11 protein-coding genes are annotated in these 12269 nt (G+C 71.7%); 6 read left to right on the top strand and 5 right to left on the bottom strand.

What is annotated here, in order from left to right; translation table 11 throughout:
- Positions 1 to 7: 7 nt before the first annotated feature.
- From OP04_RS36740 to OP04_RS36725, 4 genes are all read right to left on the bottom strand, one after another.
- Positions 8 to 613, bottom strand: coding sequence for a PIN domain-containing protein (locus OP04_RS36740; protein ID WP_157240844.1), 606 nt, complete (start codon positions 611 to 613; stop codon positions 8 to 10).
- Positions 610 to 1422 carry an ImmA/IrrE family metallo-endopeptidase gene (locus tag OP04_RS36735; RefSeq protein WP_051799646.1) on the bottom strand — a complete coding sequence of 271 codons (813 nt, stop codon included), beginning with the start codon at positions 1420 to 1422 and terminating at the stop codon, positions 610 to 612. The genes OP04_RS36740 and OP04_RS36735 overlap by 4 nt, the downstream gene beginning before the upstream one ends.
- Positions 1419 to 1805 carry a helix-turn-helix domain-containing protein gene (locus OP04_RS36730; protein WP_051799645.1) on the bottom strand — a complete coding sequence of 129 codons (387 nt, stop codon included), beginning with the start codon at positions 1803 to 1805 and terminating at the stop codon, positions 1419 to 1421. The genes OP04_RS36735 and OP04_RS36730 overlap by 4 nt, the downstream gene beginning before the upstream one ends.
- Positions 1806 to 1881: 76 nt before the next feature.
- Positions 1882 to 3255, bottom strand: a complete 1374-nt coding sequence (locus tag OP04_RS36725; protein ID WP_033344522.1) for a nitrate/nitrite transporter — start codon at positions 3253 to 3255, stop codon at positions 1882 to 1884.
- Between the two features lie 282 nt (positions 3256 to 3537).
- Between OP04_RS36725 and OP04_RS36720 the strand changes: the two genes are divergently transcribed.
- From OP04_RS36720 to OP04_RS56865, 6 genes are read left to right on the top strand one after another with little or no spacing between them, the layout of a single operon-like run.
- The gene (locus OP04_RS36720) at positions 3538 to 5556 is read left to right on the top strand and encodes a molybdopterin oxidoreductase family protein (protein WP_033344521.1); all 2019 of its coding nucleotides are present in this window, start codon (positions 3538 to 3540) and stop codon (positions 5554 to 5556) included.
- Positions 5553 to 6974, top strand: a complete 1422-nt coding sequence (locus tag OP04_RS36715) for an FAD-dependent oxidoreductase (RefSeq protein ID WP_269746727.1) — start codon at positions 5553 to 5555, stop codon at positions 6972 to 6974. The genes OP04_RS36720 and OP04_RS36715 overlap by 4 nt, the downstream gene beginning before the upstream one ends.
- A complete protein-coding gene (gene nirB, locus OP04_RS36710; protein WP_033344520.1) occupies positions 6971 to 9502 on the top strand; it encodes a nitrite reductase large subunit NirB in 2532 nt (843 codons plus the stop codon). Before OP04_RS36715 ends, nirB begins: the two co-directional genes overlap by 4 nt.
- On the top strand, positions 9499 to 9837 hold the full coding sequence (gene nirD / locus OP04_RS36705; protein ID WP_033344519.1) for a nitrite reductase small subunit NirD: 339 nt from the start codon (positions 9499 to 9501) through the stop codon (positions 9835 to 9837). Before nirB ends, nirD begins: the two co-directional genes overlap by 4 nt.
- Before the next feature lie 5 nt (positions 9838 to 9842).
- Positions 9843 to 10349, top strand: a complete 507-nt coding sequence (locus OP04_RS36700; protein ID WP_051799660.1) for a DsbA family protein — start codon at positions 9843 to 9845, stop codon at positions 10347 to 10349.
- Positions 10346 to 10684: a mycothiol transferase gene (locus tag OP04_RS56865; RefSeq protein WP_408606820.1), complete on the top strand. Its 339-nt coding sequence runs from the start codon at positions 10346 to 10348 to the stop codon at positions 10682 to 10684. The genes OP04_RS36700 and OP04_RS56865 overlap by 4 nt, the downstream gene beginning before the upstream one ends.
- Here OP04_RS56865 and OP04_RS36695 read toward each other — a convergent pair.
- Entirely contained in the window at positions 10623 to 12200 is a 1578-nt protein-coding gene (locus OP04_RS36695) for an APC family permease (RefSeq protein WP_051799644.1), read from the bottom strand. The genes OP04_RS56865 and OP04_RS36695 overlap by 62 nt on opposite strands.
- Positions 12201 to 12269 lie beyond the last annotated feature (69 nt).

The raw sequence follows: 12269 nt of genomic DNA, 5'->3' as shown, positions 1-12269 counted from the left end.
CGCACGGTCAGAGCCTCTTCTGCCATGCCGAACGTGGAAGGAGACCGTCGTCAAAGGCGGTCATCTGGTCGTAGACCTGTTCCCAGGTCTGGTCGCCCTTGATCCAGCCCTCGTGGCGGCCTGCCTCCTGCAGAACACGACGTGTCGCCCAGAGATCAAACCCGCTGTGGTGCCCTTGGCTTCGCAGCCACTGCATCTCCCGTGCGGCGCGCCGGCGACCGTCCCCGTCGTCGAGCAGGACATAGACGTCGTGTCCCTGCTGCACGAAGGTCGACGCGTGCGCCAGGACCATGATCTCTCCGAGACTCTTCCTGCTCCGGACCCGGTCCTGAGCGGGCATCCCGGCGATCCGGGTGACCGCGTCGGCGAACTGCCTACTGGCGAGACTGTCGGGCAGGATCTCGACACGCCGAGAGGCCTTCAACGCCGTCCAGGTCCTTCGCACCGCAGTGCCCCGGAAACGCTGGTCGTTGCTCATCCCGAGGATCTCGGCGTCGACACGCTCCGGTGCCGCGAGTTGCAGTCTCCCCGCCTCAGCGATCTTGATCAGAATGTTCTGCTGACCGGCGGCGAGAAAGTTGAGAGAGGGGCCCGCATCCAGCAGCACGCTCACGAAGCCAGGCCCTCCCGCGTGTCACTCGTGAACAGCGGCGCGTCGTCGTCCCACTCGTCGCTCCAGGAGTCGACGTCGGCGGGCTCCGGCACGCCCAGCTCCTCCTCGAGTTCGGCGCGCCTCCGCCCGTACCAACCGGCCAGCTCGTTGAGACCGAGGACCCCGCGCTGGTAGCCGACGACCGCGCGTGCCATCAATGACTGCGGGGCTCGAGGCGTGGACGAGTCCGCGGCGAGCACGTGGTACTGACTGCCCCAGCCGAACGTGATCGCCAGGTTCGACGCGGATCGGGCGCCCCAGGACCGGCAGGTGCCGGCGTCGATCAGGTCGAGGGTGCGCAGCTGAATCGATGCGATCATCGGCGACACCTCGAACTCCTGCACGAGATCGGACAGGTCTGTGAGCGACGGCCTCTTCGCCGCGGGGAACCTGCGCCGGATCGCCTCCAGCGGAAGGAGGAGGTGGCGGGCGAACGCGTCCGCACGCTTCTCCTCGTGCGAACGCTCGCCCGGCACCAGCGGCACGTCGCGGTCGAGGTCACCGGCGACGACATGCCCGATCTCGTGAGCGATCGACGACCGATGCCGCATTGGATGCGGGGTCGTGGCGACGGCGATCACCACCCGGCCGGTGACCGGATCGCGCATCGACAGGCCGTGCTCGCTCTCCGACGCCTTCATGCTCAGAACATCCACGCCCAAGGCGGCGTGCACCAGTGCATGCATGTCCTTGAGCGGGACGTCGTCGAGCCCGTACTCCTCGCGGAATGCCTCCGCGAGGAGCTGCCCGCGTTGCTCGGTGCCGCTCACCTCGGGCTCCCCGGGATCCCCTGACTCGTCAGGTACGAATCGAGCTCCAGGTAGGCGAACAACCGCTCCTTCATCTCGTCCATCGGCGAATGTCCGCCGTCGGTCCGCGCGGCGAATCGGGCGCGCGCACGCACCGCCGGCAGCCCGGTGATCACCGAGGCACGCACACCGAAGCGATCCGCCAGCTGGACGAGCTCATCGCCCTTCAGCAGGCGATCGCCGCTCTCGATCCGGGAGTAGGTCGGTTGGGAGACGCCGATGACCCTGCGAGCCTCGTCCTGTGAGACCTCCGCCGCTTCGCGCGCTTCACGCACGCGACGGCCGAGATCTCTCATGTCCGTGTCGGTCCGAAGGTCCATGTCTACGTGCTTGCCTGCGTCCATCTGAATAACCCTCCCCGCGTTATTCAATGATGACAGGCGTCACTCCGCCAGGCAAGGCCGCTGCACCGTACGGCGATCAGACGCCGGGCAGGCGGGTGGCGGCGGGGCGGAGGTAGATGAACCAGGTGATCGCGAGGCAGAGGGCGTAGTAGGCGATGAAGGCGATGTAGGCCGCGTCGGCGGAGCCGGTGGTGAGGAAGGACTGGCGGAAGGCGACGTTGACCAGGACGCCGCCGAACGCGCCGATCGCGCCGGCGATCCCGATCAGGGCGCCGGAGAGGCGGCGGGCGCGGGGCTCGGCCAGCTCGGGCGGCAGGTCGGCGAGGGCGCTCTTGGCCTTGAAGATGGCGGGGATCATCTTGTACGTGGAGCCGTTCCCGACGCCGGAGAAGACGAAGAGCAGGACGAAGCCGAGCAGGTAGAGCGGCAGCGAGCGGACCGTGGACGCGTAGAGGACGACGGAGGCGCCGGCGGCCATCAGCGCGAAGTTGACCATGGTGACCCGGGCGCCGCCGAGGCGGTCCGCGAGCGCGCCGCCGACCGGGCGGATGAGCGAGCCGAGCAGCGGGCCGAGGAACGTCAGGTAGGCGGCGTCGACCGGGGTGGCGAACGAGTCCTTGAACTGGACCTGGAGCACCTGGCCGAACGCGAACCCGAAGCCGATGAACGAGCCGAACGTGCCGATGTAGAGGATCGACATGATCCAGGTGTGCGGGTCGCGGCTGACCTCGCGCAGCGCGCCCTTCTCGTTCGAGGCCTGGGTGAGGTTGTCCATGTAGCGCGCGGACACCACGGCCGCGATCACGATCAGCGGGATGTAGATGCCGGCGATCAGGCCGGGGTGGCCGGCGCCGACCGTGGCCAGGACCGTGAGGCCGACCAGCTGGACCACGGCCACGCCGAGGTTGCCGCCGCCCGCGTTCAGGCCGAGCGCCCAGCCCTTGAGGCGCTGCGGGTAGAACGCGTTGATGTTCGCCATCGAGGACGCGAAGTTGCCGCCGCCGACGCCGGCCACGCACGCGATGATCAGCAGCGTCGTGTAGGAGACGCCGGGCTGGATCAGGAACGCGGCGAGACCGGCCGGGATGAGCAGCAGCAGCGCGCTGATGATGGTCCAGTTCCGCCCGCCGAACGTGGCGACCGCGAACGTGTACGGCAGCCGCACCACCGACCCGAGTGCCGCGGGTGCGGCCGTGAGCAGGAACTTCTGCGCCGGGTCGATGCCGTAGGCGGGGCCGAGGAAGAGGACGAGCACGGACCAGAGCGTCCAGATCGAGAAGCCGATGTGCTCGGAGAAGATCGAGAAGATGAGGTTCCGGCGGGCGATCCTCGCGCCGCCGTTCGCCCAGAAGTCCGGGTCCTCCGGCCGCCAGTCGTCGATCCAGTGTCCGTGCCGCCGCGCCGCTGCGGCGATGGTGTCGGTCGGGGCAATCGTCGTCGCGGTGCTCATGATCGACTCCGGTTTCCGCAGTGAGAGATCAGCAACACCACGAAACGTAGGGAGAGCCGGTTTCTGCGGAGTTCGAGTCGTGAGTCGACCCTGCAACGGGCAGCTAACCGTGCCTGACCTGGGAAAGTGAGCTCACGTCGTCGCCCCGGACGAGGTGAGATCCAGTTGACACGACCGACACCGACGGGACGCGGACGGGAAATCCCGTCTGGCGACGCTCTCGTCATGACCGATGGCGACCGCGTGGACACACACTGCCCGTACTGCGCATTGCAGTGCGGGATGACCCTGCGCGCCACCGGCGATCTTATCTCGATCGAGCCGCGGGACTTCCCGACGAACCGCGGCGGCCTCTGCCAGAAGGGCTGGACCGCGGCCGACCTCCTGGACCACCCGGAGCGGATCACCACGCCGCTGATCAGGCAGGACGGCGAGCTGCGGCCGGCATCGTGGGAGGACGCGCTCACGCTGATCGCAAGCAGGATCACAAGCATCCAGCGGCGGTACGACGAGAACGCCGTAGCCGTGTTCGGCGGAGGCGGGCTGACGAACGAGAAGTCGTACGCGCTCGGCAAGTTCGCCCGCGTCGCGCTGCGCACCCGCAACATCGACTACAACGGCCGGTTCTGCATGTCCTCCGCGGCCGCGGCCGGCATCCGCGCGTTCGGCATCGACCGCGGCCTGCCGTTCCCGCTCGCGGACGTGGGCAGCGCGGACACGCTGCTGCTGGTCGGCGCGAACGTGGCCGAGACCATGCCGCCGTTCGGCCGCTGGCTCGCGGACCAGAAGGCACGCGGCGGCACGCTGATCGTGATCGACCCACGGGCCACGCCGACCGCGAAGCAGGCCACGCTGCACCTGCAGCCGACGCCCGGCACCGACCTGGCGATCGCGAACGCGCTGCTGCACATCGCGCTCACCGAGGGCCTGCTGGACAAGGACTACCTGGCCGAGCGCACGACCGGCTTCGACGAGGTGCGGCGCACGGTCGCGAACTACTGGCCGGCCCGGGTGGAGCGGCTCACCGGCGTACCCGTGCAGGATCTTGAAAGTGCGGCCCGTGCGCTGGCCGGGGCGGAGCGGGCGATCATCCTGACCGCGCGCGGCGCCGAGCAGCACGCGAAGGGTGTGGACACGGTCTCCGCGTTCATCAACCTGGCGCTCGCGCTCGGGCTGCCCGGACGGCCCGGCTCCGGGTACGGCTGCCTGACCGGGCAGGGCAACGGGCAGGGCGGCCGCGAGCACGGGCAGAAGGCGGATCAGCTGCCCGGCTACCGCAAGATCGACGACCCGGAGGCGCGCCGGCACGTCGCGGGCGTCTGGGGCGTCGATCCCGGCATGCTGCCCGGACCCGGCGTGTCCGCCTACGAGCTGCTGGACGCGCTCGGCACCGAGGCCGGGCCGAAGGCGATGCTGCTGTTCGGCTCGAACCCGGTGGTCTCCGCGCCGCGCGCCGGCCGGGTCACCGAGCGGATCAGGAGCCTGGAGTTCCTGGTCGTGGCCGACTTCCTGCTGTCGGAGACCGCGGCGCTGGCGGACGTGGTGCTGCCGACCGCGATGTGGGCGGAGGAGGACGGCACCATGACGAACCTGGAGGGCCGGGTGCTGCGCCGCCACGCGGTACGCCGCCCGCCCGGCCAGGCCCGCACCGACCTGCAGATCCTGCACGCGCTGGCGGAACGGCTCGGCGTCGCGCACGGCTTCCCGGAGGATCCCGCGGAGGTGTTCGCGGAGCTGCGGCGGGCCAGCGCGGGCGGCATCGCGGACTACCAGGGCGTCACCTGGGAGCGGATCGACGCGCGCGACGGCGTGTTCTGGCCGTGCCCGGACGAGGACGGGCCGGACACGCCGCGGATGTTCACCGAGCGCTTCGGCACGCCGGACGGGCGCGCGCGGATGACGCCGGTCGAGCACCGGCCCGCGGCCGAGGAGCCGTGCGCGGACTACCCGTACTACCTGACCACGGGCCGGGTGCTGGCGCAGTACCAGTCCGGCACGCAGACCCGGCGGGTGGACGCGCTGCGCAGGGCCGCGCCGCGCGCGTTCGTCGAGCTGCACCCGGACCTGGCCGCGCGCCTCGGCGTGACGGACGGGGAGGCGCTGACCGTCACCTCGCGGCGCGGCGAGGTCACCGCACCGGCCCGGCTCAGCGACGCGATCAGGGAGGACACCGTGTTCATGCCGTTCCACTGGGCCGGGAAGGGGCGGGCGAACACGCTCACCAACGACGCGCTCGATCCGGTGTCCCGCATGCCGGAGTTCAAGGTGTGCGCCGTGCGCCTGGAGAGGACCGCCGGGTGAAGGTCGCGATCATCGGGTACGGCATGGCCGGCTCCCGCCTGGCCGCGGAGCTGCGGGCGCGCCGGGCCGACGTGAAGGTCACCGTGCTGGGCGCGGAACCGCACCGCGCCTACAACCGGATCATGCTGTCCAACCTGCTGGCCGGCAAGATCGACGAGTCGGACGTGGAGATCACCGAGGCGGCCGGGCACGGCGTGGACGTGCGGCCCGGCACCGCGGTCACCGCGATCGACCGGGCGGCCCGGACCGTCACCACCGCGTGCGGCGACGTGCTCCCCTACGACCACCTGGTGCTGGCCACCGGCGGCGAGGCGGTCCTCCCGGACGTCCCGGGCCTGGATCCGCTGCCGGACCGCGTCGCCGTCTTCCGCACGCTCGACGACTGCCGGCGGATCCTCGCCGTGGCCGGGACCGCGCGGACCGCGATCGTGCTCGGCGGCGGCCTGCTCGGCCTGGAGGCCGCCCGGGGCCTGACCGCGCGGGGCCTGAAGGTCAGCGTCGTGCACGCCGTCGACCGGCTGATGAACCGGCAGATCGACGCCGGGGCGAGCGGCGTCCTCACCCGTACCCTCGCGGATCTGGGCATTGAATGCGTGCTCGACGCGGCCACCGAGGCGGTCGAGAGCGCCCCGGACCACGTCACGGTCCGGCTGGCCGACGGCCGCGCGCTACACGCCGGCCTGCTGGTGATCGCGTGCGGCGTGCGTGCCGAAACGAGCCTTGCCCGCACCGCCGGCCTGGACGTGCGACGTGGCGTGCTGGTCGACGACGCGCTGCGCACCTCCGACCCGCACGTGTCCGCGATCGGCGACTGCGCGGAGCACGACGGCGTGACCGGCGGACTGGTCGCGCCGGCCTGGGAGCAGGCGCGCGTGGTCGCGGCGCGGCTGACCGGCGAGGACGCGGTCTACCGGCCGCGGGCCGTGGTCACCCGGCTGAAGGCGGCCGGGATCGACCTGGCCGCGATGGGCACGCTGCGCGGGGACGAGGAGCTGACGTTCTCGGATCCGGCGCGCGGCACGTACGCGCGGCTGTGCATCGACGGTGACCGGCTGGCCGGCGCGGTCATGCTGGGCGACAACCCGGCGGTCGGCACCGTCATCCAGCTCTTCGACCGGGGTACGCCGGTGCCGGGCGACCGCCGGGCACTGCTGCTCGGCCGCGCGCTCGGGTCGGCGCCGGTCGCGGCCGTGGAGTCGCCCGCGCTGATGCCGGACGCGACCACCATCTGCCAGTGCAACACCGTCAGCAAGGGCGCGCTGGTGCGCTGCTGGCGTGCGGGCGCGCGCTCGATCGGTGACGTGGTCGCCGCGACGCGCGCCACCACCGGCTGCGGGACCTGCGGGGACGCGGTCCGCGGCATCGTCGACTGGCTGTCCGCCGTCGACGCCCCTTCTTCCTCGGAGGTTCCGGCATGAAGCGGCTAGTGATCATCGGCAACGGGATGGTCGGGCAGCGGCTCATCGAGGCGGTCCGCGCACGCGACGACGGCGGCGAGTGGTCCGTCACCGTGCTGGCGGAGGAAGGGCGGCCGGCGTACGACCGGGTGAAGCTGTCCGCGTTCTTCGACGGCTCATCGGCCGAGGATCTGAACCTGCACACCCCGGATGCGGGCGTGGACCTGCGGCTGGGCGAGCCGGCCGCATCAGTCGACCTCGCTGACCGGGTCGTGACGACGGCAGCGGGCGCCTATCGCTACGACGCGCTGGTGTTCGCGACCGGTTCGTACCCCTTCGTCCCGCCGGTCGACGGGAAGGACCTGCCCGGCGTCTTCGTCTACCGCACGCTGGACGATCTCGAGGCCATCCGCGAGTACGCCCGGGGCCGGCACATCGGCGCCGTGATCGGCGGCGGGCTGCTCGGCCTCGAGGCCGCGAACGCGATGCGCCTGCTCGGCCTGTCCACACACGTGATCGAGTTCGCGCCGCGCCTGATGCCGGTACAGATCGACGAGGCCGGCGGCGCGATGCTCCGGCGCTACGTCGAGGATCTCGGCGTGACCGTCCACACCGGCACCGGCACGACCGCGCTCAATGCCGGACCCGACGGCGCGGTGGCGACGTTGAGCCTCTCCAACGGTGCGGTCGTCAAGGCCGACATGGTGATCGTGGCGGCCGGCATCCGCCCGCGCGACGACGTGGCCCGCGCGGCCGGCCTGGCGGTCGGCCCGCGCGGCGGGATTCTCGTGGACGGGACCGGTAGGACCAGCGCCGAAGACGTCTACGCGGTCGGTGAGTGCGCCGCCGTCGACGGCGTCTGCTACGGCCTCGTCGCGCCCGGATACGCGCAGGCCGAGGTGGTCGCGGACCGGCTGATGGGCGGCGCGGCCACGTTCCCCGGCGCGGACCTCTCCACGAAGCTGAAGCTGCTCGGCGTGGACGTGGCCTCGTTCGGCGACGCGCACGGCACGGCCGAGGGCTGCCTGGACGTGACGTTCACCGACCCGGCCACCCGCGTCTACGCCAAGCTGGTGCTCTCCGACGACGCGAAGACGCTGCTCGGCGGCGTGCTGGTCGGCGACGCCACCGGCTACCCGGCGCTGCGGGCCGGCGTGGGACTGGCGCTCTCCGCTCCCCCGCTGACGCTGCTGGCGCCGGCCGGCGCGGAGGCGGACGCGGGCGCCGGACTGGCCGCGCTGCCCGGTTCCGCGCAGGTGTGCTCGTGCAACGCGGTCACCAAGGACACGATCGTGGACGCGATCCACGCGCAGGGCTGCGCGGACGTGCCCGCGCTCAAGGCCTGTACGCGCGCCGGGACGAGCTGCGGCTCCTGCGTACCCATGCTGAAACAGCTTTTGACCCTGGAGGGCGTGACCCAGTCGAAGGCGCTGTGCGAGCACTTCGACCACTCCCGCCAGGAGCTGTTCGACATCGTGCGGGTCCGCAACATCCGGTCCTTCTCCGCGCTGATCGCGGAGGCCGGGCGCGGGAAGGGCTGCGACATCTGCAAGCCGGTGGTGGCGTCGATCCTGGCGTCGCTGCACACCGGATATGTCCTGGAGGGTGAGCAGGCCTCACTGCAGGACACCAACGACCACTTCCTGGCGAACATCCAGCGCAACGGCACCTACTCGGTGGTGCCGCGCATCCCCGGCGGAGAGATCACGCCGGAGAAGCTGATCGTGATCGGCGAGGTGGCGCGCGACTTCCACCTCTACACGAAGATCACCGGCGGGCAGCGGATCGACCTGTTCGGCGCGCGCGTGGAGCAGCTGCCGCTGATCTGGAAGCGGCTGGTGGACGCCGGGTTCGAGAGCGGGCACGCCTACGGGAAGTCGCTGCGCACGGTCAAATCATGTGTCGGGTCGACCTGGTGCCGGTACGGCGTGCAGGACTCGGTCGGGCTGGCCGTGGCGCTGGAGCTGCGCTATCGCGGGCTGCGCTCGCCGCACAAGCTGAAGTCCGCGGTGTCCGGCTGTGCCCGCGAGTGCGCGGAGGCGCGCAGCAAGGACTTCGGCATCATCGCGACCGACAACGGCTGGAACCTGTACGTCGGCGGGAACGGCGGCTTCCGCCCCCGGCACGCGGACCTGTTCGCCACGGACCTGAGCACGGAGGAGCTGGTCCGCACGATCGACCGCTTCCTGATCTTCTACATCCGCAGCGCGGACCGCCTGCAGCGCACCGCAGCCTGGATAGAGTCGCTGGACGGCGGCCTGGACCACCTGCGCGACGTCATCGTCCACGACTCCCTGGGCCTGTGCGCCGAACTCGACGCCGCTATGGCCGGACATATTACGAATTATGCGGATGAGTGGGCGGCGACGCTCGACGATCCGGACCGGCTGTCCCGCTTCGTCTCGTTCGTCAACGCGCCGGACGCACCCGACCCGTCGATCAGCTTCACGGTCGAGCGCGGCCAGCCGGTGCCGGTGTCGTCTTCTGCAGAAGGACGTCAGCCGGTGCTGCTCGGCATGCCGGCCGTCACCGAAGGGAGCCCCGCATGATCATCGACGTCGCCTTCCAGCCCGTCTGCCCGCTGGACCGCCTCGAACCCGACCGTGGCGTGGCCGCGCTGGTCAACGGCGTCCAGATCGCACTGTTCCGCACGTCCGACGGCGAACTCTTCGCGGTCGGCAACCGGGACCCGATCTCGCACGCGTACGTCATGTCCCGCGGCATCGTCGGCAGCCGCGCCGACGTCCCCACCGTCGCGTCACCGCTGCACAAACAGGTCTACGACCTGCGCACCGGCACCTGCCTGGACGTCGCGGACGTGTCGCTGCCGGTCTACCCGGTCAGGGTGAGCGAGGACTCGGTTGTCGAGGTGGCCGTGGAGTGACCAAGATGGTGGCCATGGACCATGTGTTCGGCAACGCCGACGCCCCCGTGACCGTGACGGAGTACGGCGACTACCAGTGCCCCTACTGCGCCGGCGCCGCTCCCGTGCTGCGCACGCTGGTGGAGGAGTCGGACGGCCAGGTCCGCCTGATCTTCCGGAACTTCCCGCTGTTCGAGATCCACCCGTACGCGCTGACCGCCGCGCTGGCCGCCGAGTCCACCGCGTCCGCCGGCGTCTTCTGGGACATGCACCACGTGCTGTTCAAGAAGCAGGACCGCCTGGAGGACGCGTTCCTGCGCCACTACGCGGAGGCGGTCGGCGCGGACCCGGCGCTGGCCACCGGCGAGGCCGCCCAGCAGTTCGCGCCGAAGGTCCAGGAGGACTACGCGGCCGGCGTCGCCTGCGGCATCGCGGGCACCCCCAGCCTGCTGATCAACGACACCCCCTACGAGGGCCGCATCGAACTGGCCGAACTCCGCCGCGCCACCAGCCTCACCCTGCGCCGCGCGTGACCCGTCCCTCACCGCCGGTCCAGGCCGACGAACGCACGACGGTCCGGGCGATGCTCGACTTCCACCGGTCGACGCTCGCGCTCAAGTGTGCCGGCCTGACCGACGCGCAACTGCGCCGGCCCGCGTCCCCACCGTCCACGCTCACGCTGCTCGGCCTGGTCCGGCACCTGGCCGAGGTCGAACGCACCTGGTTCCGAGATCCTTGCGTCTCCGGTGGCCCTCATTCGGCCCGGCGGCGGAAGGGTGGCGCGGGTACCGCGATGGGCCGGGTGGTCAGAGGCGTGCGGGCAGCTTCGGTGTGGCGGCGGGAACGGTGGCGCGGGGGCGGACGGTGAGCAGCGTGGCGGCGGCCAGCGCGGCGGGGACTACGAGGTAGGTGCCGCAGCAGGTCAGGGCGGCGGTGGACAGGAGGGTGGCGGCGATGGCGGTGCGGCGCTCGCGGCCGGGTGGGAGGAGACGGACGGCGGAGGCGGCGCCCAGGACCGTTACGGCGGCGAGGCAGGCGGCGGTGATGCGCAGCAGGAAGTCGAGATCGAGGTCGAGTACGGCGATGGGGACGGCTGACAGTGCGGTCATCGTGGCGAGGAGGCCGAGGCTGCGGGTAGGGACGGCGCCGGGCTCACCGCCGCGGGCGAACCAGTGCGGGAGCACGCCGTCCCGGGCCAGGGCGGCACCGAGGCGGGACGCGCCGGCCAGGTAGGTGTTGATCGCGCCGAAGCTGAGCAGCACGGCGGCGACGGCCAGGATCGGGCGGGCGGCGGGGCCGATGCCGGTCTCCAGCAGCGCGCCGAGCGCTCCGGGGTCGGCGGCACGTGGGCCGAGCACGCCGACGGTCGCCAGGGCCAGTGCGAGGTACAGCACGCCGACGATCGCCAGCGCGCCCTGCGTCGATCGCAGCAACACCCGCTGCCCGTCGACGCCGGCAGTGCCCACCCTGGCATCCGGCTCCTTCCGCTCCACGACGCCGACGGCGGCGAGGTCACCAGCCGACACGGCACCACCGAGGCCAGAACCACCACCCACCGAAACGGGAACACCAGCGGCAGAACCACCACCCACCGGAACGGAAGCACCGGCGGCGGGGCGACCACCCACCGACACAGCATCACCGACGGCGGGAGCACCGCCCGCCGGAACGGGAACGTCGGTGACAGGAACGGCGGGCACCGGAACGGAAGCGGCGGGCGCCGGAGCGGGATCGAGGGCTGCCGGGAGGTCGTCCACGGCCGGGGCGAACTCGGCGGAGAGGTGGCTGGCGGCTTCCCAGCCGACGAAGGCGAAGAGGAGAACGCCGATGGCGGCGGCGATGCCGCCGGCGCCGTGCGGGGCGAACGGGGTGAAGTGGGTGGGGGTGGCGTGGGTGGCGGCGGTGAGGACGGCGGTGGCCAGCAGGGTGACCAGGAGCGTGAGCAGCCACATCTGGACGCGGCCGGACGTGCGCAGGCCGGCGGCGTTGGTGGCGAAAGCGGCGGCCATCAGCAGGATGGCGCCGGCCAGCGCGGCCGGGCGGCCGAGGCCGAGCGCGGTGGCGGCCTGTTCGGCGCCGACCAGCGCGCCGGCGAACGTGCCGATCGGGATGACGGCGTAGAACCAGATGCCGACGATCGCGGCGGTACGGTCGCCGAACGCACGGCGGGTGAACGCGGCCACGCCGCCGCCGTCGGGGTAGCGCATGCCGAGCGCGGCGAACGTCACCGCGACCGGCACGCTGAGCAGGAGCAGTGCGGCCCAGGCCAGGATCGAGGCTGGGCCGGCGACGGCGGCGCCGAGCTGTGGCAGCACGAGCACGCCGGGGCCGAGCACCCCGCCGAGGAGGAGCGCGGTGCCGTACCGAATGTTGAGCCGTCTCATGCGCCAGAAGTTAGGCACTCCGGGCGGTGGTACGCGGGCTCACCGAACGTTTGATCGGGATCTACTGCC

Source organism: Catenuloplanes japonicus, from assembly GCF_000717135.1.
Classification (GTDB): domain Bacteria; phylum Actinomycetota; class Actinomycetes; order Mycobacteriales; family Micromonosporaceae; genus Catenuloplanes; species Catenuloplanes japonicus.
The sequence above is the reverse complement of the archived record's forward strand: the minus strand, read 5'-3'. Positions and strand labels throughout refer to the sequence as shown.